Origin of the sequence: Novipirellula sp. (assembly GCF_041583735.1) — a bacterium.
Taxonomy (GTDB): Bacteria; Planctomycetota; Planctomycetia; order Pirellulales; family Pirellulaceae; genus Novipirellula.
In genome coordinates, this window is sequence record NZ_JBFHFD010000048.1 from 1 (window position 1) to 24,647 (window position 24,647).

The window sequence follows — 24,647 nt, forward strand, 5'->3', positions numbered from 1 at the left end:
TGTGTTAGCGGTCGGCGAGAGCTTTACGGTTTAGGGTTCGGCTCGGGGCTAGAAAGCAGGATCGAGCGTAGCGCACGCGGAAGTCATCATGACTTTCGTCGTCATGAATGACCATTTTGTCGTCCAGGATGATCGAAACTCTTGACGAGTTCCGCTACGCAAGAAAAACGCGCAGATCGCGGAGCGATCAGCGACTTTATTTTGACGGGGCTTCTTTCTCGCGAACTTGGACGTCATCGCCGACGACTTTGACTTCAAAGCAATCGACTTTCACTCGCGGGTTGTCCTCCCACGTGCCATCGTGAATACAGAAGCGCCATGCGTGCCAGGGGCAGGTCACGACGTCGGTTTCGGGATCGACATGACCTTCAGCCAACGAAGCGCCCATGTGGGGACAAAGGTCGTCAATTGCGTACCACTCGTCTCCCTTGCGAAAAATCGCGACCATCCGGCCGTCCACGGGAACCGCTCGCCCGACGCCCTCTTCAAAGTCACTGACCTTACCCACCGTTTCAAAATCGCTCACGCAAATATCCTCATATTTTGTTATGGTTTCAGATTGAGCCCGATCATCCGCTTTTCGATACGGCATCTACTTTAACGATGAAGCAGCGATTCCCCTACCTGACAACGATTGGAATTCAGCGACTATGATTAATCAACAACGCCGCCGATTACTTGAGTCCCGGGTTTGGCCGCATGTTCAAACGCCTGCCCAATACGTGGGGGGTGAACGCAATATTGTCGTCAAGGATCATCGGCAATTGCGAGGCCGATTGTGCCTGGGGTTCCCCGATGCCTACACGATCGGGATGAGCCATCATGGGTTGCAAGTGCTGTATTCGTTGATGAATCGGCGTGACGATTGGTGTGCCGAACGGGTTTTCACGCCGTGGCCGGATATGGAGGCGCTGCTGCGAAAGCACGAAATCCCGCTCTATTCGCTCGAAACGTTCACCTCGCTTGCCGATTTTGACGTGATCGGGCTGAGTCTTCAGTACGAAATCAGCTCGCCCAACGTGCTGACCATGATCGACCTGGGCGGCATTCCGCTCGAATCGGTCGATCGTACGATGGCCGATCCGCTGTTGGTCGCCGGAGGCCCCTGTTGTCAAAACCCCGAACCGATGGCCGATTACTTCGACGTCATGATCATGGGCGATGGCGAACCGGCATTGCCCGAGATCTGCGATCTGTGGATCGAACTGCGTCAGCGTTATCGACGCGGCGATGGCACGTTTGCCGGCGGTTCCGAAGGCCGTTCGCAGCGTGAAGAGGCGGTTGCGGAAATCGCTCAAAAACTTGCCTATGCTTACGTGCCGCGGTTTTATCAACCCGAATACGAAAACAATCGCATCGTCTCGCTCTCTCGTACCCGCGATGACGTTCCGGCCACGATCGCCCCCAGCGTGATCAGTGATCTCGATGGCATCCCGCTGCCGACGTCCCCGATCGTCCCTTACATCGAATGCGTGCACGACCGGATCGCAATCGAGATCATGCGTGGCTGTCCCCATCTTTGCCGATTCTGTCAAAGCACCGTGATCAAACGTCCGCTGCGAATCCGCGAGGTCGATACGATTGTCAACGCGGCGATCGAAAGCTATCGCAATACCGGTTACAACGAGATCAGCGTACTGTCGCTGTCCAGTAGCGATTACCCCCACTTTGCCCCGCTGATCCATCGACTGCACGAGGTGTTTCGCCCGCTTGGCGTGAACATCAGCGTGCCCAGTTTGCGAGTCAACGATCAACTTCGCACGTTGCCTCAATTGATCGGCAATGATCGTCGCAGTTCGCTAACGCTAGCACCCGAGGTGGCACGCGATGACATGCGAGAACAGATTCGCAAAAAGATCAAGAACAGCGATCTGATCGAAGGCTGCCGCGTCGCGTTCCAAAACAACTACGATGCAGTGAAGCTGTACTTTATGTGCGGTTTGCCGGGTGAACGCCCGGTGGATCTTGACGGCATCGTCGACTTGGCCGAAGAAATCGCCACGGTGGGCAAACAGGTCAAAGGCCGCTACCCGCGAGTGACCGCATCGGTATCGAATTTTGTTCCCAAGGCACACACGCCATACCAGTGGAACGGGATGCAGCGACGCGAGTATTTCAAATGGGCTCACAAATATCTTTGGCACCGCCGAAAAATCCGCAGCGTGAACATCAAGTGTCACGATATTGAAACCAGTTTGCTTGAAGGGGTGCTCAGCCGAGGCGATCGCCGCACCGGCAAAGTCGTCCGTTTGGCGTGGGAGCGTGGTGCTCGCATGGATGGATGGACCGAATACCTCGATCCCGAGCGATGGTGGTCCGCGATCGAAGATGCCGGACTGGACGTCGAGCGGCAAGTCCATGAGAAGTACGAAATGATGGACAAATTGCCGTGGGATCACGTCAACGTCAAATTCGGCCGGGCGTATTTAGAGAAAGAGCAGGGCAGGGCAACGGTGCAGTTGGCCGCCATGGCCAACGCCACGTAGTAGGGGATGCTTGTCTCATATTCTTGGTGCCGTTGGCCTGCTACCTCTCCACCAACTTTGCAGACTGCTGCCTTAGCAGCAATCCCATAAGCCGGAGGCCGAAACAGAACCTGCCGTTGGCGTGAGCCAACGGTTTTAGGGGCAACCTGTCGCCGTAAGGCCGGAGGCCGACACCCTGACGGCAGAGTGTGCTGGCCTCCGGCCTGGAATCACTGCTACCAAGTCCGCAGTCTCCGTGGTTCGAAAAAGTCGAGCAGAGCCTTCAGCAACGCTCGGGTGAGGGCGACCGAGCAAGTGGAGGCCTGCTGCAAGCTCAGTTGCGCAGTCGGCCCTCACCCGAACGAGGCCTTAAGGGCCCGTTCGACCTCTCCCAGCTTCGCCGGGAGAGGTGACAGAACACTGGCGGAACCCAAGATCACATCAATACCAACGTTTAAGCAGTCCAGCACAAACGCTCTGATGCTCTTACTGTACTACGGCGTGACCCGCTCGATTTGCAAGTCCTTGAACTGGACGACATCATTGAGATCCCATTGCTGTACCGCCGAACAAATCACCACCATCGTGTGAATGTCCTCTGGAACAGAAACCTTTGCATGAATCGCTCGCCACGACTCGGGTACACCATCCTCGGGGAACGCGGCGACGTTGTGCGAGGTTGATTCCAACCATTTGCCATCCGCCGTTTTGAACCGGACCGCCAAATTGGTCAGCGCACGACCGGTTTGCTGAACGCGAACCGAAACGCAGAACCGCTCGCCGGGCTCGACCGTCACCGTCGCCAATCCCGCTGCTTCTGCGGCACCGCGGATCACAACAACATCTTCACTGATCTTAGCGTCACCCGACGGTGTGTCCGCCATCGGTCCATTGCCCAACCACGTCGACCACTGGACCGATACATCATTTTGTGTCGCACCACGATGATCTGGCAATGACAAGGGCTGCAGTTCTGCAACCGGTCGAGTTCCGGTTGCTTCCACGACTTCCTTCAGCACAATGTCACAACCGGGAATCAAAGTCCGCCACTCGGGATAGACATCTTTGTTGTGCCACAGCGCCGTCTCGCCTGGCTCAGGCCACCAGCGTCCATGTTCGCCATAAATCCACACCAGCCCGTCACCGTAGTCGATCGCCGCTGCGAGATTGCGGCGAAGTAACGCCAATCGATCAGGATTCTCAGGCTCAAGCGTATAACGTCCTGCTAGTTCGGGATGAATCGCATCCATGTAGATAGGAAAAGCGACTTTCAATTGCCTCGCATACTTGTCACGGTTCTCAGGCGACACCAACTGGACGCCTCGCCGACGAACATCATCCGCTTCCCTCGCAAAATCATTCGCCGATTTGTGCCAGTACGCGTACTCACACCCATCGTACAGCGTCATACTTGGCGGCAACACATCGAGCCAGCCATCCAAGAAGGCGGGCAGCAACCCATACGAGTGCCCCGCCAAACACCAAGCTTCGTCGGAGCGGCCGACTGGCGAGGGGCCGCGATAGCGGTGATCGCGTATCAGGTAGCTCATTAGAAAGTAGCTCACCAATTCGACGTCGGGAAACTCGGCGATGACCGCGGTCATCACTTCGCGGCCTCGCTTTCGCGCCGCCGCACGATACTGATCGAACGAATGGTCGATGGCCGCTTCCTGACGCGAATATTGAAATTGGCGAAACGGTTCGCTGTACGGCTCGGGATCAAACAACACCCCTTTTAACTTTCCACGTTTGGCGATCCGTGCGGCGATACGCCAGTGATCCACAATCGCGGCCCATCCCTCATCGTCCAGCCAATCGACGTCGCCAGGGTTCGCCTTGACAAGTAGATAAGCCGAGGTCAATTTGCCGACATCGGCATTTTGCAGGGGATCAACGCCGGCGTCGAACGTCAACGACGACCAATCATCGCGACTGTGGGCAGACCAAAACGGATGGGGCATTCCGGCGTCGGGGCGAATATCCAACACCGCTCCACTAAACACAGACGTTTGCATCTGCGCCGCATCACGAGCCAACTGAGTGGTCGTCGGTGCATTCCAGCCGCAAGTGATAATGCGAGGCGGATCGGCAAATAAGCTCGCCGCACTCAGGCAAACCCAAAGACAGCTCCCGAAGCGGAACCATGGCAAATGCGACAACATCAGTTTTCCGATTTCACGCGAGCGAAACAAGGGACACGATCGAGATATCCTAGCGTATTCCACGTCGGAATTGAGAATTCGTTACTTTAATTTTCAATTGAACGAATTTGTGGTCTGTGAAGTAAACGACAACCACCTGGCAACGAGTTTTGGGGATGAACGTGAACATTTGCTAGGCCGCATCGGCGACTTCAGTCAAACCAACGCAGCTCGATACGAAAAGCGGACGCAAATGTTTGCTCCGATTGACTGGTCTTAAAGAGACCCAACTCGAAGCGTTCACGGAAGACAGAAAACTTGTTACGACAGAAAGACAGGATGGGCGGCAAGAATCGAAAAGGACAATCGCGATGTAAAGCTAATATCGCATTGGCTCCATATTTATTTCGCAACTTCGGTCTGACGCAGCCGCGTGCTTTAACCGAATGCTGCTTGGAACCCAAAGCAAACGAAGGGTTAGAAAATCGAAGGTTAGAAAATGGGAAAGCCGATACGTTCGCATGGATGGCATGACGGGCTATTGTTTAACCTTCCATTTTTTTGACCTTCAGCAGACGGCGAAAGAAAACGAGCTTGGCTGGTGCAGATTCGACAATCGGCATCATTCGACTTGATGATTGCGACGTGCTCTGCACGATTCGGGGTCAGAGCAAGTAGGAATCAGCCCCTTGCTAGTCCTGCGTGTTTTGCCGTCCAAACAGAAAATTGGATGCATTTTCAAATTTCTGTGAGAAAATACATTTTACCCGGTGACATCTGTATGTGCGGTGAGATGCAAGGAAAAATTTCTCCGCCTACGCTGAGATTCAGTGATTAGGTGTTTCTACCGCCCCATCACTGAACGTCCAGCTGCCGAACACCGACACCAACAGACACCGATTGTGAATCAAGCGTACGAAAACAGAGTGGTCCAAGAAGGTGAAACCAATTGACGCGACGTACTTGCAGCAACTGATCGATGCTCAAGGTGCAGCACTCAAGCTGTACGCTAGGCAGTGGAGTCGCGCACCCGAAGACGCGGTTCAAGAAGCATTAATCGCGTTAATGAAACAAACAACGCTTCCGAATGACCCCATTGCATGGCTGTACACCACCGTGCGGCGCCGGGCGATCAATTTGGAACGTGCGGACGCACGACGCCGCAAGCACCAAACTCGAGCGGGCCAAGAGCTGGAATCGTGGTTCATCCCCGCGGAAAACGATGACGACGATCCAGCCGATTGCGAAAGGATGCTAAGCCAATTGGCAGAGCAAGATCGTGAGATCGTCGTCGCTCGAATCTGGGGCGACCTTTCATTCGCACAAATCGCAAACCTAGTTTCACTGCCGCTCAGCACCGTTCATCGTCGTTACCAGCAGGCACTGCTGACTCTAAAACAGTCGATCGATCAAATACAGAACCCCGAGGTCAATGATGGATCAAAACAACCACAATCATGATGCGGTACACCGCGATGTACGTTCACTCGAGCAACAGCTGAAAAAATTTCAGCCACGCCCGGTCGGCTTTGATGCTGAAGCGATTTTCGATGCGATCGCCAGGGCCAATGATCCTGTCGTTCGTCCGTCAAACACTCGTGTTCGAAATCGATTCCATTTAGTAACCGCGTCCGCATGTGGATTTGCCGCTGGCGTGCTCGTGACGTTTTTGTTGCTAAGTCCCGGCGGTGATTCAACTACCACAATCCAGGAATCGGCGGTGTTCCCTCAGGAGCATGTCGTCCATCAAGAGACAAGCCGCAAACCGTTGCGGTCAGCCACTCCTGTTGATTTCGCGATCCACATGCCGATGACAGCAGGAAACATAGCGTCGCGACAGAGTTTGCCTGGAAACGAGCATGTCACGTCGTTCCACTCAAGCGAACACGCAATCCCGTTAATGGAGGGTGAAACGCTTGCCAGCCATGCAACCCCCAATGTCGAGCAACTAATCAAAGAATTGCTTGGCGTACGAAGGTAACATCGCTTTCGATCTATCGGTTCATTTCGTCCTCTTCTGCGAACTAATACGATGTCCCAATCCCTCCAAGTTTTTTCCAGACTGATCCTATTGCTATTCGTTTGTCTGCTCTGCAAGCAATCCAGTGCCGAACCGCTTGCGAAAAAATCAGCAAAAACATCCGATGGATGGTCGCAGCAAGAATCGGCTGAAACTGACATCGTCATCATGACGAAACAGCTCGTCCTGCATCCGACTGCGGAACCGCAGCCTGCAATGAAATATCGGCTGATCCCAAGCAGCTTCGATGCAATACCTGGCAACGCATCCCTGTATTACTTGAAAGCCGCCGGATTTTTCGAACAACAAGGCTCCCGCCATTCGCTCTCGGAATTTTTTTCGAACGCTGCCAAACAAGCCGAAGCGGAAGGCAAAACGCGAGACGAGACGAGACCGCATGTATGGCTCTCGACTCCACCCGAGGACTTGCCAATCGATGACGTCAAAACGTATTTGAAATTCACGAGTTTTCAGGTTGAATTTCTTCGGGAAGCGGCCAGCCGTCGGCATTTTGATCTGAATCGAAACCTCAAGCTGATCGATGACGATATGTTCGGCTACTTGCTTCCCGAGATTCAAAACTTTCGTGAATTAGCTCGAAACCAAAGCCTCCGCTGCCGCGTCGCTATTGCGGAAGGCCGCGTGGACGATGCGATTGAAATACTGGGGCAACAGTTCGCAATGGCTCGGCACATTGGCAGCGACGACTTTCTTGTTTCGGGTCTGGTCGGAAACTCAATCGCTTCGATGGCTTGGAACGATGCTCTGTATCTGTTGCAGCACGCCCAAACACCGAATCTGTACTGGGCGTTCGCCGCGATGCCGACGCCGCTAATCGATATGGAACAAGCCTTTGACGTGGAACATGAATTCATGCACTTGCAGCTAAAGTTGCTTTCAGAGATTGATGAAACGCCTCGCTCTGAAGGTTATTGGCAAGACTTCATCGATCGTTTGTTGCCCGAACTTAGGTCGCTGGAAGTCGATTTCAATCTTCCCACCGGAGATCCTGTCGCGATTCGAGCAACAATCGAGAAATTCATCTTGGATGCCTATCCTAGTGCCAAAGCGTACTTAATTGACGAGCAGAAATTGAAGCCCGAGCAAGTTGAGAAGTATCCAACCGAGCAGGTGGTTTTGTTGGCAATGGTTCGCTTTCTGGATCGATGGCGAGACGAATACTACAAATGGACGTTGCTACCATATTGGCAAATTCGCACGAACCCAGCTTTTGTCGAGATCGAAAAAAGGATGCAAACCGAGGCACAGGCGGCGGGCTTGTTTGCCAAGCCGTTCCAGTCATGGTCTCCATCGTTTTCAGTGGCTGCAAAAAATGCGCAGGCGGGCTGTGAACGCAACATTGCAATGTTGCGAACGATCGAAGCGATCCGGATGTACGCTGCCGCACACGACTCAGAATTGCCCCCCTCACTCAACGCACTCGACGTGCCCGCAGCGGTCGATCCATTCATCGGAAGATTGCTCCATTACGAACGAAAAGATGACCATGCGGTGCTGAAAGGTTTTCCTGTACCTGGAATGCAACATCAATTGATCCTACGGATTGCTAAATAAGGTTAGCACCGGAGATGGACGTCGTCTTAAAAGAATAAAGGAGTCGTTTATGACAGAAACAACAAAATGCCTGTTCTTCCGTTTCTTTGTTCGCAGTCGACCGTTTGGAAACGTGGACAGAAAAATAGGGGACCGACACGATCGGATTGATGGCATGGCAGCGATTGGCTTCCTCGACGGGCTTGTCCTGGAGGAACCCACGAATCGAACCGCTGTGACCGCCGGCAAGAATACGACGATTTCAAAAATCGATGATATCCAGTTTCTTGCGCACAAGACGGTCACACATCGTTACACCCGTTCTGTTCTTAATCGTAATCGTACTCTTAATCCTAATCTTCTTCGGTCGGTTCCCGTCCAACGCCGCTGCGCAAGCGGGAGCCTGCGGTGCAGTGCGTTACTAGGCAGGAGCCCAACGCCGTGAAAGATTTTTAGGTAGCTACCTTCGCCAGAAGGTGGTGATTCGCATTGGACGTCAACAATCCACGCTCTGGCGAGCGTAGCTACGAAACGCAAATGCCGTAATTTGCAGCCCAAAAATCGTTGACGGCGTTGGGCAGGAGCCTGGGAACGAGTTTTTTTAGGACGCTTCGCTGTGGGTGTCGGGTTCGATGTGGACGTGGACGTCGCGGACTCGCGGCATTTCGATCAACAACATGTCTTTCACATCGTGGCCGATCCGGTGGCCTTCTTGGACCGACATCTCGCCAGGGACTTGTACGTGGATCTCGACAAAAAACTCGAGTCCACTTTTGCGAATCCGTAACTTCTCGACATACGACACGCCAGCGACCGCTTCGGCGACGGCGCGGGCTCGCGTCACAGTCGCCTCGTCCGCTTGTTGATCCATCATCTCGCGTGCCGTGCTGGTGAAAATCCGAATCCCAGTGATCACTAACATGCCACAAACACACAACGCGGCAATCGGGTCGATGTACGGCCCCCAAGCACCGACATACGGCGATAGCAATAACGAAACCGCAACGGCGGCCGATCCCAATGCGTCGCTGCGATGATCCCACGCGGTTGCTCGCAGCGCCGATGAATCGAGCCGCTGGGCAACGCGGGCGGTGAACCGATACGTCACCTCTTTGACCAACGCACAGACCGCTGCGATCCAACCGGCCAACACGGCGGGAACTCGCAACTCGCCGCCGAATCGCTTTGCGGTTTCAATCGCCAATAATCCTGCACTAAATGCGACAAGCAAAGCGACACACAACCCGGCGATCGATTCGGCTTTGGTGTGACCATAGGGATGATCGTCGTCCTCTTCACGCTGGGCGACACTGAGTGCTCCGCGAACGGCCAGTGCACTGGCGACATCGCCGATCGAATTGACGGCGTCGGCAATCAGCGCGGCGGAACCGGTCACGATCCCGCCCGACAACTTTGCGATGACCAAGACGACATTGACGCCCAATCCCCATACCGCCGCGCGGCCCGCGTCGACGTAAACGCGTTGACGCACCGCAATGGTCGCTTCGTCTCGAGGTGGGGTGATCGACAAGGGCGAGAACTCGGAGGTGGGGACGTTTGACGCTTTCGATGAAGGCCAATTTTCAAGCTTATCGTACAGACAAACCATTCCAATTGAACCCGGGCAAACCCTTCCAATTGAACCAGCCCCATTTGACGTAAGCCCGATTGAACCGAGGCAATTCCTGGATTCATCCCCCCTCTACGGCGAACCGTAACCTAGGTTTTTCCAACGTGTGTCCGCATTTACGTACTTTGCCTGCCTCAACCGTTGCCTGCGAAAACGAATTCATGAGCCATCGCCCCTCTCAGCCCACAAAACCGGAACAAACCGGATTGTCGACCCTTTGGTTTGCCGCGACCACCCTGCTTGGCGCGTTTTTGGTGTTCCAAGTCCAACCGGTGATCAGCAAGTGTGTCTTGCCGTGGTTTGGTGGCACGCCCGCGGTCTGGACCACATGCATGCTGTTTTTCCAGCTGCTGTTGTTTGCTGGCTATTTGTATGCGCACGTTCTGAAAAGTTATTTTAAACCCGCCATTCAAGGCGCGATCCATTTATCGCTGCTGAGCGCCGCGGCATTAAGCTTGCCGATTGAACCGTCCGATGTCTGGAAACCTAGCGGAGCGGAATCGCCAACACTCTATTTGCTTTGGATGTTGTTGTGTCACGTCGGGCTGCCCTATTTTGTCCTCTCCAGTACCGGACCGCTGATCCAAGCATGGCTTAGCTACCAAGATTCGAGTGATAAAATCTATCGGCTCTACGCACTTTCGAACGCCGGGTCGCTGTTAGCACTGCTGAGTTATCCCTTTGCGGTCGAACCATTTTTATCGGTATCGCATCAATCGGTGGTGTGGTCGCTGATGTTTTGTGGTTTCGTCTTGCTTCAAAGCGTGGTTGCGATTCGGTTGTTCCGCGTCGTCGATCGCGGCGAGAAGCAACCGACAACATCCTCACACACATCCAACAGCTCCACATCAATCCCTTGGCAACACCGAATGGCGTGGGTCGCGCTGCCCGCGTTTGCATCAACGCTGCTGCTTGTTGTGACAAATCACGTCTGCCAAGACGTTGCGGTGATCCCGTTTCTGTGGGTGCTGCCACTGAGCTTGTATCTGCTCAGCTTTATCATCTGCTTTGATTCGCCACAGTGGTACAAACCAAAATGGATCGCGTTAGTCAGTATCTTGGCGATCGCAGCGCTCCGAAATAAATATTTGCTGCCTTTCTCGTTTCAACTGCTCACCGAAGCCAGTTGCTACATGGTGCTGCTGTTGGGCGTGTGTTTGTTGTGTCATGGCGAGGTCGCTCGCGTGAAGCCGGCGCCACAGTGGTTGACCCAGTACTATGCGTTACTTTCCGCTGGCGGTGCGATCGGCGGTTTGATTGTCGCGGTAGTATGTCCGTTATTATTCAACAATTTCACCGAACTACCGTTGGCGTTGTCGCTTGCTTCGGCGTTAGCCGTCGTGATCTTTTTCGCCAGTCGAGGTTGGCAACTGGCCGACTACGACTGGAACGCCGCTCGGCGATTCAAGATTGTCGTGATGGTGGTGATGGCGCTGCCGATCATCGACCTCTCAATGAAAGGGCACGCCTCGGCAATCGCATCGGACCGCAACTTTTTCGGAGTGTTGCGAGTGCATCGCGACGAGGAAGGGACCCATTTGGTCCATGGCCGCACGATTCATGGCATGCAGCGACCGGGGGACGCGGCATCGGAACCGACCGCCTACTACTATTACGACAGCGGTGTTGGCCGCGTGATCTCGGTACTGCAAGAACGTTCGCCGTCGATCAAAACCAGTGTGATCGGTCTGGGCTGTGGCGTGCTTGCCAGCTACGGCCGAGCGGAGGACGAGTTCGACATGATCGAAATCAATCCTGCGATCCAGCGAATCGCCAGCGAACATTTTACTTTTATGAGTGATTGTCCATCGACAATTCGGCATCATCTCGGGGATGGCCGGTTGGTGATGGAACGGATGCAGGACCATCGCTTCGACCTGATCGTGCTGGATGCCTTCAGCAGTGATGCGATTCCCGCTCACCTTTTGACCACCGAAGCCTTTGAACTTTATCGCACCCGGTTGGCGTCCGAAGGGGTGTTTGCCGTGCACGTTTCCAACAACCATCTCGATTTAGTTCCGTTAGTCCACCGGTTGGCGAAGAACGCATGGCTGGAAAGCCGAGTCGTTTACGGAATCGGCGACGATGCGATCAGCGTGCGAAATTCCAGTGGGGTCCTGTTGGCGGACGCGGACAATCCGATCTGGGGTCACCCGGCGATGGAAACGGCTCAGCCGGCCAGTGCAAAGCAACTTCGCGACGCGCCGTTGTGGACCGATCAACACCACAATTTGGTCAGCGTGCTGAATTTGTGGTAGTTGCAAGCAACACCTTAGGGGTGTGCAACTTGAGGGTTTGAAAAAAAAATTCTCGATCTTTTCTGGATTGGCTCAAGAAGTCGGAAAAACCGGTATTGCCCGTAGTTTCACGAGTTTGCTAACTTCCGCAGCGTCCCTGGGATTCAATTTGTGCACCGCACGGTGATCAAATTGATTGAAGTTGTCGCGGTCGATGGACGATGAAACAAATGTTTCCGCCCGATTCGCGCTGACGAAAGTCTCTTTTCGCTACGACGGATTGCATCCTGGGACAAGGATAGCGGCGCTGACGACCGAAGCGGAAACGGTCAAAATCAAGTGATCTCAAGGAAGATTTTGCTGGATAGGCCCGGTCAATTCACGCGCTTTCGCATCCATTAAACTAACCCACGGCGACTCATCACTGAGTTACGGGTGGTTTGATGGGAGTCACCAGTCCCAAACGGGAGCAATCAGATTATGCAAATTTTTGGCCCTTTTCGTATGTCCGCCTCGCAAAACGCAGGTGGGGCACAACGAACCCAATCCCCGACCCCCAATCTAGCGACGCCGAAGAAATCCGCAGCTCCTGTGGATCAACTCGACATCAGCAGTGCGGCATCGGGCGTCAACCGGCTTGAGGGTGCGATCGCCGGTGGCGGAGAGATCCGCATCGACCGCGTGGCCGACCTTCGTCGCCAAATTGCCAGCGGCAATTACGACACACCTGAGAAGATGGACGCTGCCTTGGAGCGGATGTTAGACCAGTTCGCATAGTGCAGTGACACGGGCACGAGCGATCCCGACTCGGTTTTCGCCGATTCGGCGTGGTCAAAGTCGAAAATATGCGGTAAGACAGTGTTAGGGCATTCAAACAGCTCGCAGAATTGGTGTACTCTTTGAAGAGGACCACCGCGAGCTGTTTCCTCTGTTGGGACGGCGAAATTCGCCCCGCAATGCACCGACGCTACCGCCAATACTTGTCAACGTGTCAGACTCATCATCTCCTTCGCTTCAACCGATTGACGTTTCGCTAACCCCTCAAGAGCGTTTTGAGGAGTATTTGCAAACGCGCGGGCTTCGACAAACCAGCCAGCGGAAAACGTTGGTTGATCAAGTCTTTAGCCATCACGACCATTTTGATGCCGACGAACTGATTGACCGCTTGCCTCGCAAAGGGGCCAAGAACTATGTCAGCAGTGCGACGGTCTATCGGACGCTGCGTGAATTTGTCGACGCCGGACTGCTGAAAAGCTTCCAGCTCGAGGGCCGCACGGTCTACGAGCACGATTATGGCTACCCCCAGCACGACCACCTGTACTGCACACGTTGTCGCGAGCTGTTCGAGTTCCAGAGCGAACCGCTCACCAAGCTGCTGGAAGAAATCGGTGTCGAGCATGGATTCCGCATCTCGGGTCACCGTATGATTATCCATGGCGTGTGTCGCGAATGCAGCAAGAACCGCCGCAAAAAGCGAAAGCAAGACTTGGTTTAGGCAGGATGACTTTTCATTGGCAGAGCAGCGCAAGTCCAATGCCATCGACTTTGGTAGCGGTGCGGCGCGAGCTGCCCAATTGCCGCAAACAAAAACGTCGATCCTGACCGGGCGGCTTGCGCCGCTCCGCTAACAAGCTTGCACGCCAACGAAGCGACATCGAGATTGCATTTTGATCGTGGAGCGATCAACGATTTAATCTTCGCTGGGATCGCATTCGCGGAGCTGTTTCAAAATGGCGCCGAAGACCAATTCGTTCGCATCAAAGTCGCGACTTTCGGCTTGGATCTGAATCACAAACCGCTGTCCTGCGATCCGGGTCACGATGGTCCGCAGCATGATCAGCAGATCGAGATAATAGAATTTCAGATCGACCGCCAAACCGTTGTCAAAAAAGGAATCGATGGGCAGGATTTCCGATTCCACCTCGTTGTATTCCACGATGATGGCATCGCGGATCTCGTCGACAAGCTGCTCGTCCAGATTCTGACTCTGGTCACGGACGATTGAACAGAATCCACCGCTGGGCAGCTGCAGGGTCGCACTGTTGCCCCCTTCTTCCTCGTCAACCACGGATGTCCAGTTATCGGGATACAGGAAACGAAGTCCGAATTCGTCAAAAGTTGCTGGCATTTTCTCGTTTTGAATTTGCGTAATGGACGGGGAGAATCGACGATGACGCCCCCGCCGCGGAAGGGACGTTGGTCAGGAAAAGGAGATTGCTAAGAAGCGCTGCGGAAGTGGCCCCGATCAGCGATCTTTACATTGCTTTTAACAGGGAAATCTTGCTAAAAGGAGCGAAGAACGTTCTTTTCCCAACGCGATCGCCCTGAAATGAAATCGAATTTCGCCCTCATGATACTGATGATAGCGGTGTTGGCGTTAGCCGGCTGCCGCTCGATTCGGCGGATCGGTGAAAGTCGACAATCGATTGCGGCTCGGCGGCTGTCAGGGCAGGGTTTTAAGGCCATGCACAACAACCAGTGGGATGTCGCCGAAACGCTTTTCAGCGACGCATTGGATGTTTCTCGTGCTGATGACCGTGCTCATTGGGGCCTCGCAGAATCGCTTTGGCAACGAGGCGAGCATGACGCAGCGATTGAGCATATGGAACAAGCGGTCCGACTTAGCGCCAGCGACCCCAAACGAGTCCAGCGACTTGGCCGCATGTACTTGGACGTGGGACGCGACCAAGAGGCTCAGCAGCAAAGCCTTGCTGCGCTGGCAACGGCCCGCACCTCGGCGGACGTGTGGGCGTTGCGAGGCGATTGTTTGCTCGCGGCGGGTCAACTGCCCGACGCCTTGGCTGCGTATCATCGTGCATTGGCACTGCAACCCGATTTCCCCGAAGTCCAGCTGCAGGCGGCGGAAATTTACCACCAAGAACATCGCTATGGACGCCTGCTGGCGACGCTTGATCGGTTGCAAGACGGAATGGGAACCGATGCGACACCGGCGCGCGCCGATGTGCTGCAGGGGATTGCGATGCGGCAACTTGGACGCAGCGACGAGGCTCAGAAATGTTTCGTGCGTGCCACCGAGAAAGATCCGAACGACTCGACCGCGCGTCTCGAGCTCGCCACGCTGCTATTGGATCAAGGCAACGTCGAAGCCGCCAAAGAGTCACTCGCGATGGCCCTGAAACTGAACCCCTCCCTCGTAGGCCCCAACGCGCTGGGCGGCGAAGCGAACTGGGCAAACGAAGTCAAAAAGCAACAAGAGCGGCTGGCCAACGAACAACATGGATTCGACATGCCCGCGAGTCTGCGATAACGCAATTGCGGTTGCGGCACGAACCAATTTCGTAGCCCAAGTCTTGGTCCCAGCCCGTTGGGCTGGGCTAGGTAAACGTCCGGGGCTTTGCCCCTAAATACAAACGCGCAACTTCAAAACGGGTCAGCGGCCGGGTTGTACCGATGGCGACGGTTATCTGGTGCGATGAGGGGTGACCATGTGCATCAAAAACGAAAAACCTCCGCGAAAAGAGACGTGAACACCGCGTCCTGCTATTTTGCGAGGTAGGCTTTTAACGGATTACCATGCTCATCCAGTTAAGAGTGAACTGATGCAACAACCCAATGTGCCTACCAACTATCTGTCAGCGGTAACTCCGGAAAACTTTTCGGTGTCGAGCCAACCCGCGTCCACTCACGATGCTTTTGTCGATCGTCGAGCCAAAGATGCATCCAAGCCACGAGGGGAACGTCGTCAATTCGGCAGCTCGCACAGCGGACTCTCCGAAGAGGGACGTCAACTCGCGGTTGCCATCGACCAGTACAAATTGGAACATCACCGCCGTTACATCACCTGTGACGAGATGTTGATGGTGATTGGAACGCTTGGTTATTCCAAGTGACCGTTTGCCGTCAAAACTACTTGATCAGCGGCTGCAGCAATTGCCGGCGAGTGACCACCGATCGCATATCACCGTGATCATCGAAGAGCACCGCCACATCACTTGCGGCATCATACAGACGCAACAAAATTCGCAGATGTCGATCGGTGGTCCGTCCACGAATCACCGGTTTGATATCGACTCGTGGATTGGCGACACACAAGTCGGCGTAACGCAAAAATCCGATAATCCGTCCGCCTCGCTGGACCAGCACGATGGGATGGTTGCGGCGGCGAGCTTGTTGTTTCGCTTCGGATACATTGACCGGTGCTTGCACGATCGCCAATCGTTGCGGCGGCACTCCGTAGGACACCGCGGGCTGATTGCCGACTTCGAACAAGTTTTGTGCCAACACACGCTGACCGGCGGCAAGGATACCGGCTTCGTGACCATCTCGTAAAACTTGATCCAATTCACCGCGAGCCATGGTCAATCGCACGCGAAACGGGGTCTCGCCGGTCAACAATCGCAGCGCGTTCCCCAGCAATCCCAACAGGATCGTGACCGGTGCAAACAGCAGGGTGGCCACCAGCAGGGCAGGGCGGGTCGCCCGCAGCAACCGATAGGGGGCATGAAAGAACAAGTACTTCGGCAACAGTTCGCCGAGTACAAATACGACCGGCGTCATCAGCACCGGACCGATCAGTTCGGCACTCGTATCGACACCAAACAAAATCAGCGCTGCCATAACGATCGCAAGACTGACGAGATAGTTGGCGATATTATTGCCGACCAACATCGTCGCGACAAAGATCGCAGGATGATTCAACAGCCACACGACGCCTCGCGCCATGCGTGAACCACTGAGCCCATCGAGCACCAAACGGGTTCGTGATACGCGGTACAGCCCCGTTTCGCTACCACTAAAAAACGCGCTCAGCAGCAGCCCAACTGCAAAGATCAAGATCGCGATAATCATGACGGTGTCTCCGGCGTATCGAGACGCTCATCCACCACACGAACATCGATCCAGACGGCATCGTCTTTTTCTTCGACGACTTCGAGCGTGTAGCGATCTAGCGGAGCACGATCACCGACTCGCGGCAGTCGTTCGTTATGCCGCTGGATCAACCCTGCCACCGTGGTCACTCCCTCTTCGACCGTTTCGATCCCCAATCGCTTGGCGAGCGCACGCGCGCTGGCGGATCCGTGGACCCGATAGTGATTTTCTTCGAGCATTTGGATGGTCGCTTCACCAATCGTATCCATCTCGTGCGAGTGCCGCGAAGCAAAAACGTATTGCAAGATATCGTCAATCGTGACCGCCCCAATCACTTCGCCAAACTCGTTGACGACCACAGCTACACTGCGGTCGTCGTCGTTGAGTTGATCGAGCACTTGGGACACACGCGCCGACCAGGGGACATAGATCACCGGTTCCATCGCATTGGCTAGATCATCGATCTGACTAGGCCGCAAGAGTCGAACGCTGATGGCGGCGTTGATTGATTGCCCATCGGTATCGGTGATCAAGACGTAACCATTTAGCGGTTGATCTTGGCTGAGAATCTGATGCACTTCGTCGACGGTGTACAGCTGCAATTTGCTCCGCAGCCGCATCAATTCGGCAACGCGAATTTCGGCCATTTCCACCAGTCCCGACAACACGATCCGTTCGCGTTGCAGCAGCGCCGCGTCGTCGGTCCCCAGTTCGATGGCACGTTCAATATCGGCGAGATCGATTTCGGGTTCGGGACGAAACGACGGCCAAATCAAACGGCTGACGGCAAGGTTGGTGGTTTTGACCAACGGCAACACGGGGCCAACGATCTTGACCGCGATGTTCAGCGGCGGAGCGACAAGCAAACACAACCGCGCCGGAGCGAGCACCGCGATGCTTTTGGGCAACATCTCACTAAAGAAGATGATCACCATCAAACTTCCGGCGGTGAACCCGACCGCTAGCGACGAACCGCCCGCCGGATCGTCTTGCAACTTGGTACCAACGATCGACGCGATCGCAAAGTACGTCATGTTGATCAACAGATTCCAGAACAAGATGGCAGACAGCAAGCGATCCGAATCGTCCAACATGGATGCGGCCATTCGTCCTGTCACGCCGCGGCGTTTCAGTCGCAAACGCTCGCGATGAGGCAACGAAAAAAAGGCGGCTTCGCTGCCGCTAAAGAGTGCGCTTAGCAGGATCAACACTCCCATCACCAGCAGCCATCCCCAAGCCGCGAACAGGGAACTCAAGCGGAATCTCCACCGGCGCCGCGATCGCGATCAAGCGACACATCAAACTCGCTCAATGCAGGAATCATCATCGCGGCGGTCGTAAATCCGTAACCGACGACCAATGAAAACACGACAAACAGATGGTCGGTTTGCAACAAGAACTGAGTGATCGCGTAAAACGTGATCAAGGGCAACAAGAAGGAAGCGGCAAAGATGGCCGACGACGGGTTACGCCAGCCAAGGGAAGCGAAAAGTGCCGCTCCACCCCCGAGAATCATCACCAAGAAGGGAGCCAATTGAAGCTGAAATGCGCCACGGAAACTGACCATGATCGTCATGCAAATTGCAATGCCAACACAAAGGAAAAAGACCGTCCCAAGACTCGCCAGCGTGGCGGTTCGTCCAGCCACATAGTTCAGGGCCGAGTGAATGCCCAACATCGAAACAAACACATACAACGTGATCGCACCGACAAAGATATACGTCGCATTCTCGACCGTCATGACGCCGTTGGCCGCCAAATAGACGATCAACGCAAGCGGCAGCAGGATCATTTCTTTGGCAACATAAAGCACTCCCAGCAATTTGCCAAACACAAATTCGCTGGGCGAAAGATCGGTCACCAACAACAAGTCCAGCGCCAATCCGTCACGTTCCCCCGTAACCGCATTGACCGCCAACGCGTTCACCAACACCAAACTGATCACGCCCAATGCCGCCAGTGGCAACGTCGCCGCCGGCAGAGCGCGACCGATTCGGCCAGCGGGTTCCATCGCCACTCCGCTTTCAATTTGAAAATAAAGGGCGCCGGTAACCAACAGGAACAACGCAACAAAGGCAACTCGGATCACCACCACTTTGCGGCCATAAGCCCAGGTCATGATCTCGCGCCACAAAATTGGATTCTTCCAAACCTGACGCGCCTGACGCACTTTCCAAGTCGCTGGTTCAGAATACTCGCGTAGTTCTTCGGATGTCTCCGGTTCAGGCGCTTTCAAGCGAACGTCACGCGACGGGTTCCAAATTCGAACCTTCATCACGCCAAACAACAATGTCGCAATCGACATACAGACCGACACGCCAACAAAGTAGCTGATCCCGATCGCCGTCTCGCTCGACAGACTCGCTAGTGGCGAGGCGGCGGCCAACAGGGCTCGAGGCGGACTCAGCGCCAACGCGATGGTCTCAGGAACTCTGCCGATGACCGCAATCATCTCGGCGATGGCCATGTACATCAGCAACAACAACACGGTTAGCGCGATCGCTTGAAACGTTTTCTCGCGCCACAATCCCACGACGGTACCGACCGAACCAGCAAACACAATGGTTGCGGCGGTCACCACAAATACGCTTAGCACTTGTGCGGGCGAGACGCCACCAAGCAGTGGCAGCACCAAAAACAGAGGCAAGGCGCAAACCAGCATCGAGAGCGGCCCGAGCAGACTGGCCGTCAATTTGCCTACAACGACCTCAAAACCACTCAACCGCGTCATCAATAGCAGCAACAGGGTACGGCGATCTTTTTCCTGCGCGACACTACTAGCGGCTCCGACGGCCGCCAAACTGCTGAGCACCAAAAATTGCAGCGGCGACAACAAGGCGAACATCCAACCACCAAAACGAGCCGAATCGGAGGTCGTCAACAGCGATCGCGAACCATCGAGCACCAAATATCCCGTGCACAGCAGCAAAAACAGCACCAGCACGTAGACGCCTCGACTGAGGTACGTCTTGGGCCGTTTCGGGACGACCAACGCTTCGCGATTAAATACGGGTCCGAGCATGCTGATGTTAACGTGGCGGTGATTGAGGAAGAAGACGATTGTTTACAGGTTAACAAACCCATCGTGGCGATACAGCCACCATCGATTCGTCTCTGGCTGCCATTGCGGGGCGTTTTGGCGGTCGCTCTTATGAGAGATGCCCCCCCTAAGGCCGCTATTGCCAATAGGATTCCAATCCTAGGGGAATCCCCCAAAGGGGCTGAGGATTTGATGAATGATCAATCTAATCGGCAAATCCAGCCTCTTCGACCATCTATCGCACAAAATCAGCACGACCCCACGAAAGCCCCCCATACTACGCGCCACAGCGCACTATGGTTTTGATAACAGAGCACAAGTTTCGAAGAATGTATTAAAAGCGAATGGCTGGCTTTTAATGAACGTGCTTGGGGCAAGCCAGCAACGCGATGCAATACAGACAAGAACTCACCATCATGATCAAGCCATCCTACAAACGTGCGGTCGTCGAATTTTTACGCGAAGAAGACGGCCCAACGGCAGTCGAGTACGCGGTGATGCTGGCGTTGATTCTCGCCGTTTGCATCAGCTCGGTCTCGTTCCTGGCCACCAAGACCCAAGAGAGTTTCGTGACGTCCGGCAACGCGATTGACGGTGCGTTCGGCAGCTAGCGCTAACAGCGGACAATTCTGTGGACAAAAAGTGATGGACCTGAAACGATTTTCGTCGAATTCGACTCGCAAACATGTGATTGCCGATCCGCATGTCCAAGGGGCCATTTTACGTCGCGTGGCACTCTACGCGTTTGCCGCGATCCTGTACTACAGCGTCGTTTTCTGCTGTACGGTTTTCTTGTCCGATCGCGAGGGCACGACAAACCAACGGATGATCGAGTGTCTTGATGACGCGATCACCTGGATCCCAGGTTTGCTTGTCATTCTGCCGATTGCAGCTTACGACCTGCTGGCCACCACGAACCGATTTGCCGGTCCAATCTGTCGACTGCGAGGCGAATTGCAACGCTTGATCGCGGGCGAGAGCCCACGTCCCTTGAACTTTCGTGAACATGATCACTGGAGCGATATCGCGGAATTGTTCAACGAAGTCCGCGCGGAACTGCTGGTGCTGCGAGAAGAATCAAAGAACCCAACGGGCCCGCGCAAAACAACGGATTCGTCCAAAGAAGTCGTTGACGTTCTTCTGTAGTCGGATGATTGTAGTCGGATGATCTTCTGAGCACGTTTCGGTCATCGCTAGCGAATTACGCTCGTTCCTCGGCCGCTGCCAACGCCGTGATGTGTCCCTTTTGGCGCCCTTTTTCATTTTGGTTCGTCAATCACCCTTTCTGTAATCGTCGCATGCCTCTCGATATGGCATACTCTTAGGCGACACCCTGACCGAATCAACGCGAAAGTGGACAAGACAGCATGGAGTTGCTCGAAAAATCTTTCAGCGAGGATCGATGCATACTGGATCTTGAAGCATCGAGCCTTGATGAGGCGCTGGGTAAGATCTGCCATGAACTTGCTCGCCGTGGAACGATCGACACCGAGCAACGAGATCCCATTCTCGCACTGCTGCTGCAGCGAGAGCACACCGCAGCCACGGCGATTGGCCAGGCCGTTGCGGTGCCACACGCCTACAGCGAAATCTTAACCGAACCGCTGGTTGTTTTTGCCCGCTTGAGGCACCCGATCAATGCGGGAGCGTTGGATGGTGTCGGGGTTTCGTACATTTTCTTGCTAGTCGGCCCTGACCAAGCCGCGCGGCGTCATATCGACACGCTTGCCGCGATTGCTCGTTTTATGAGCGATTCCGAAGCGCGTTACGAACTTCGCCATGCCAAAAACGCTGTGGAGCTAACCGAAGCGTTCCAGCATTTTCAGACGCGGATTGCTCCGGCCACACCGGTACCGGAAGTCGACGTTCACAAGGGACTGCGTTGGACGGGTCGCTTTGCCGGCGGATTGATCGATGATTTTCGCCACCGACTGCCATACTACTTTTCCGATTTTCGCGATGGGGTGCATGGCAAAAGCATCGCGTCGATCATGTTTTTGTTCTTTGCCTGTTTGGCCCCGACCGTCACGTTTGGCGGGATCATGGGCGTGGCGACCGGCGGACAAATCGGAGCAGTCGAGACGATTTTAGCAGCCTCGATCGGCGGAGTCTTGTATGCGTTATTTTCGGGTCAACCACTTATCATCATCGGGACCACCGGTCCGTTGTTGGTGTTCATCACGACGCTTTACACTTTATGCGTCCAGCTCGAAATCCCTTTTTTGCCGACGTACGCTTGCGTCAGTCTGTGGGCCGGCGGTTTGACGATCCTGTTAGCGGTTACTGACGCGAGCGCGTTGATGCGTTTCTTTACGCGATTCACCGACGAAATCTTTGCGGCATTGATCTCGGTGATCTATATCTACGAAGCCCTCTCGTCACTGGCTCGCGAATCCCAAGACATCAACGACTTGGCCAACCCGTCGCATGCGTTGCTGACACTGCTGCTAGCACTTGGAACTCTGTACTTGGCAATGAACTTGCAAGCGTTCCGCCGCAGCCGTTTTTTGTTGCCGTGGATGCGTGAACTGCTGGGCGATTTTGGCCCCACGATTGCATTGGTCGCGATGAGTGCGGTCGCGTTTTGGCTGAGCAATGTGGAACTGGCAAAACTCGATATCCCCAATGAATTTGCCCCCTCGCTTCACGGCGGCCGATCTTGGTTCGTCAATCCGATGGATGCGCCACAGTGGGTCTGGTTTGCCTCTGTGATCCCGGGACTGCTGGGTGCCGTGCTGATCTTCTTAGACCAGAACATCACCGCTCGCTTGGTCAACAGCCCGGATCATCAACTGCAGAAAGGCCCCGCCTATCACTGGGACCTCGGCGTGATCGGAGTGCTGACGGGTGCCTTCAGCCTGGTTGGACTTCCCTGGATAGTTGCGGCCACCGTGCGATCGCTGAATCACATTCGCAGCTTGGCGGATGTCGAAGAGGTGGTGACACGTAGTGGCGAGCGACGCGACCGGGTGATTCACGTCCGCGAAACACGTTTGACCGGCTTACTGATTCATCTGGGCATCGGTGGATCGCTGATCGCATTGGCGTTACTAAAGATGGTTCCGATGGCGGTGCTGTACGGAGTCTTCCTGTTCATGGGTCTGGTATCGATGAAGGGAAATCAGTTCCTCGAGCGGCTAACGCTGCTGCCCATGGAGAGCAGTCTGTACCCCCAAGCACACTACATGCGACGTGTTCCTAAACGGGTCGTGCATCTTTACACCATGTTGCAACTCGCCTGTTTGGCGGTCCTGTGGGTCATCAAAAGCAGTGCGATCGCGATTGTCTTTCCGCTGTTCATCACGCTGTTGGTACCAATCCGAATTCTGGCCAATCGTTACTTCAAGAAAGAGCATCTTGCGGCGCTCGATGCGGCAGAAACGCCAAACGAATCCTCCAGCATCCTACCCGGCTAAGACGCCCGTAGTACAGGCTGCCAGCCTGTTACCGGTAGTACAGGCTGCTAGCCTGTCGATGTGGGATAGGCTTCTATCCTGTCGTCGGGCGCAGATGAGTAATTCGTCGACCGTTGACCTTGGCGTCGCACCTTAGCTATGCGATCGTAGCGAAAGTTGCCAAGACCTTCGGTAGTTTAGGGTGCCCACCGAAACTCTTCGCGAGTTTCGCTACCCTGAGTTTGATCGCTCAAAGCAAAAGCAACCCTACTGTGCCGATTGATCGCGTGCTTGGCGACGTCGCACACTCTGTTGGACGATTGCTTGCTGTTCTGCTGAGGATGCACTCGACCAACGAGCGATCTCCATGCGACTGCGAAAACAGCCGACACAAAGATCACTTGAATCAAGCGAACATGTTCCGATGCATGGCGATGCCACATCATCACCGCCATTTGCAGTGGAATCACTCATTGCGAATTACCCTAGCATTTGCCAATCGAACGCGTCCAACGACGAATCGAATTCGTCGCCGACCTCTGAAACATCACCGCTGAATTCTCGCATCACCTGATCGATGATCTCGGCGTTGGGGTGTGGTGAAGTCGCAGCGGACGAAAGTGAAAGGCCATTAGGGGAATCGACCACCGACTCGCTCTCAGCCTGCATCCTCTGGCTTGCCGAGCTCGTCGCAGACCAAGTTAGCGCCGAGGGTTCCACCGCAGACTGCGTTGCCGCAGGCAAGGGCAGGGCGGTCGTTATTTCGGGTTCTGCCGGCGGCGTTTCGATGGTGCTGTTCAGACGATTGATCACGTTCAGTGCATCCAGCGCGGTGACCTTGCCGTCGCCCGAAACGTCATAATACATCCCGGTAAAATCAGCGAGCGATTCGATCACCGGCAGACGCGATTCTCCTTGCAGCGGCAATCGGTTGATGATCGTCAGCGCGTCCGACGCAGTCACCGACCCGCTATTATTGACGTCCCATCGGTCTCGCGAATTTCGCCACGGCGAATCGCTGACGACCAAGATCTCAACCCCTTCGAACCGAAGCACTTGGGCGAACACGCCGGAAACGAAGGTCGGGTCCGCGAGCGTCCAATCGGCATTCGCGGTCAGTTGCGACACGCCGATATGAAGCACCATCGAAGTCCCGGGACCGAACGCCTGAGCAATGGCGTTAGCATCCAAACTTAGTACTTTCGCTTCCGTCGTCGTGATCACGACCTCTTCGAAACCGCTGATCTGGTTGGCCAGGAACGCGGCAAGATCGATTTCACTTTCCGATAGCGTCACGGTCAAGCGATCAAACCCATCGCCGCCATTGATTTTCAA

At 54.8% G+C, this 24,647-nt stretch carries 21 protein-coding genes; 12 read left to right on the plus strand and 9 right to left on the minus strand.

Features of this window, described 5'->3' with window-relative positions; translation table 11 throughout:
- Positions 1-196: 196 nt before the first annotated feature.
- On the minus strand, positions 197-526 hold the full coding sequence (locus tag ABX962_RS06240) for a Rieske (2Fe-2S) protein (protein WP_345683555.1): 330 nt from the start codon (positions 524-526) through the stop codon (positions 197-199).
- Between the two features lie 124 nt (positions 527-650).
- Between ABX962_RS06240 and ABX962_RS06245 the strand changes: the two genes are divergently transcribed.
- Complete coding sequence (locus ABX962_RS06245; RefSeq protein WP_372717633.1) at positions 651-2,486, plus strand: TIGR03960 family B12-binding radical SAM protein; 1,836 nt, start codon at positions 651-653, stop codon at positions 2,484-2,486.
- A 473-nt stretch (positions 2,487-2,959) separates the two neighbouring features.
- Here the strand turns inward: ABX962_RS06245 and ABX962_RS06250 are convergent, their stop codons facing one another.
- Positions 2,960-4,657 carry a hypothetical protein gene (locus ABX962_RS06250; protein WP_372717635.1) on the minus strand — a complete coding sequence of 566 codons (1,698 nt, stop codon included), beginning with the start codon at positions 4,655-4,657 and terminating at the stop codon, positions 2,960-2,962.
- Positions 4,658-5,545: 888 nt separating this feature from the next.
- On the opposite strand from ABX962_RS06250, the gene ABX962_RS06255 reads away from it, so the two are divergent.
- The 3 genes from ABX962_RS06255 to ABX962_RS06265 are packed head-to-tail and all read left to right on the plus strand — an operon-like array spanning position 5,546 to position 8,201.
- Positions 5,546-6,067 carry an RNA polymerase sigma factor gene (locus tag ABX962_RS06255; protein ID WP_372717636.1) on the plus strand — a complete coding sequence of 174 codons (522 nt, stop codon included), beginning with the start codon at positions 5,546-5,548 and terminating at the stop codon, positions 6,065-6,067.
- A complete protein-coding gene (locus ABX962_RS06260; protein ID WP_372717638.1) occupies positions 6,039-6,587 on the plus strand; it encodes a hypothetical protein in 549 nt (182 codons plus the stop codon). The genes ABX962_RS06255 and ABX962_RS06260 overlap by 29 nt, the downstream gene beginning before the upstream one ends.
- 51 nt (positions 6,588-6,638) lie before the next feature.
- A complete protein-coding gene (locus ABX962_RS06265; RefSeq protein ID WP_372717640.1) occupies positions 6,639-8,201 on the plus strand; it encodes a hypothetical protein in 1,563 nt (520 codons plus the stop codon).
- Between the two features lie 580 nt (positions 8,202-8,781).
- On the opposite strand, the gene ABX962_RS06270 is transcribed toward ABX962_RS06265, so the two are convergent.
- Positions 8,782-9,711: a cation diffusion facilitator family transporter gene (locus ABX962_RS06270; protein WP_372717642.1), complete on the minus strand. Its 930-nt coding sequence runs from the start codon at positions 9,709-9,711 to the stop codon at positions 8,782-8,784.
- Positions 9,712-9,971: 260 nt separating this feature from the next.
- Here ABX962_RS06270 and ABX962_RS06275 point away from each other — a divergent pair, with 260 nt between their 5' ends.
- The 3 genes from ABX962_RS06275 to ABX962_RS06285 all read left to right on the plus strand — a co-directional run bounded on the left by ABX962_RS06275 (position 9,972) and on the right by ABX962_RS06285 (position 13,542).
- Entirely contained in the window at positions 9,972-12,068 is a 2,097-nt protein-coding gene (locus tag ABX962_RS06275) for a spermidine synthase (protein WP_372717644.1), read from the plus strand.
- A 483-nt stretch (positions 12,069-12,551) separates the two neighbouring features.
- On the plus strand, positions 12,552-12,824 hold the full coding sequence (locus tag ABX962_RS06280; protein ID WP_339936815.1) for a flagellar biosynthesis anti-sigma factor FlgM: 273 nt from the start codon (positions 12,552-12,554) through the stop codon (positions 12,822-12,824).
- A 211-nt stretch (positions 12,825-13,035) separates the two neighbouring features.
- Positions 13,036-13,542 carry a Fur family transcriptional regulator gene (locus ABX962_RS06285; RefSeq protein ID WP_339936813.1) on the plus strand — a complete coding sequence of 169 codons (507 nt, stop codon included), beginning with the start codon at positions 13,036-13,038 and terminating at the stop codon, positions 13,540-13,542.
- 195 nt (positions 13,543-13,737) lie between these two features.
- On the opposite strand, the gene ABX962_RS06290 is transcribed toward ABX962_RS06285, so the two are convergent.
- Positions 13,738-14,175 carry a hypothetical protein gene (locus tag ABX962_RS06290; RefSeq protein ID WP_372717646.1) on the minus strand — a complete coding sequence of 146 codons (438 nt, stop codon included), beginning with the start codon at positions 14,173-14,175 and terminating at the stop codon, positions 13,738-13,740.
- 222 nt (positions 14,176-14,397) lie between these two features.
- Here ABX962_RS06290 and ABX962_RS06295 point away from each other — a divergent pair, with 222 nt between their 5' ends.
- Positions 14,398-15,315, plus strand: a complete 918-nt coding sequence (locus tag ABX962_RS06295) for a tetratricopeptide repeat protein (protein WP_372717648.1) — start codon at positions 14,398-14,400, stop codon at positions 15,313-15,315.
- Positions 15,316-15,607: 292 nt separating this feature from the next.
- A complete protein-coding gene (locus ABX962_RS06300) occupies positions 15,608-15,898 on the plus strand; it encodes a hypothetical protein (RefSeq protein WP_345323442.1) in 291 nt (96 codons plus the stop codon).
- Positions 15,899-15,914: 16 nt separating this feature from the next.
- On the opposite strand, the gene ABX962_RS06305 is transcribed toward ABX962_RS06300, so the two are convergent.
- The 3 genes from ABX962_RS06305 to ABX962_RS06315 are packed head-to-tail and all read right to left on the minus strand — an operon-like array spanning position 15,915 to position 19,899.
- Positions 15,915-16,856, minus strand: a complete 942-nt coding sequence (locus ABX962_RS06305) for a CNNM domain-containing protein (RefSeq protein ID WP_372717650.1) — start codon at positions 16,854-16,856, stop codon at positions 15,915-15,917.
- Positions 16,853-18,133 (minus strand): CNNM domain-containing protein, encoded by a 1,281-nt coding sequence (locus ABX962_RS06310; protein ID WP_372717652.1) that lies wholly within the window; start codon positions 18,131-18,133, stop codon positions 16,853-16,855. Before ABX962_RS06310 ends, ABX962_RS06305 begins: the two co-directional genes overlap by 4 nt.
- A complete protein-coding gene (locus ABX962_RS06315) occupies positions 18,130-19,899 on the minus strand; it encodes a hypothetical protein (RefSeq protein ID WP_372717654.1) in 1,770 nt (589 codons plus the stop codon). Before ABX962_RS06315 ends, ABX962_RS06310 begins: the two co-directional genes overlap by 4 nt.
- Before the next feature lie 434 nt (positions 19,900-20,333).
- Between ABX962_RS06315 and ABX962_RS06320 the strand changes: the two genes are divergently transcribed.
- The 3 genes from ABX962_RS06320 (at position 20,334) to ABX962_RS06330 (ending at position 23,333) form a co-directional block, all read left to right on the plus strand.
- The gene (locus tag ABX962_RS06320) at positions 20,334-20,528 is read left to right on the plus strand and encodes a Flp family type IVb pilin (protein WP_339936798.1); all 195 of its coding nucleotides are present in this window, start codon (positions 20,334-20,336) and stop codon (positions 20,526-20,528) included.
- 34 nt (positions 20,529-20,562) lie between these two features.
- Entirely contained in the window at positions 20,563-21,063 is a 501-nt protein-coding gene (locus tag ABX962_RS06325; protein ID WP_372717656.1) for a hypothetical protein, read from the plus strand.
- A gap of 221 nt (positions 21,064-21,284) precedes the next feature.
- A complete protein-coding gene (locus ABX962_RS06330; protein WP_372717658.1) occupies positions 21,285-23,333 on the plus strand; it encodes a PTS sugar transporter subunit IIA in 2,049 nt (682 codons plus the stop codon).
- A 246-nt stretch (positions 23,334-23,579) separates the two neighbouring features.
- Here the strand turns inward: ABX962_RS06330 and ABX962_RS06335 are convergent, their stop codons facing one another.
- Positions 23,580-23,786: a DUF1289 domain-containing protein gene (locus ABX962_RS06335; protein WP_372717660.1), complete on the minus strand. Its 207-nt coding sequence runs from the start codon at positions 23,784-23,786 to the stop codon at positions 23,580-23,582.
- A gap of 6 nt (positions 23,787-23,792) precedes the next feature.
- Positions 23,793-24,647: dockerin type I domain-containing protein (locus tag ABX962_RS06340; RefSeq protein ID WP_372717661.1), on the minus strand; the 855-nt coding region annotated here is incomplete at its 5' end.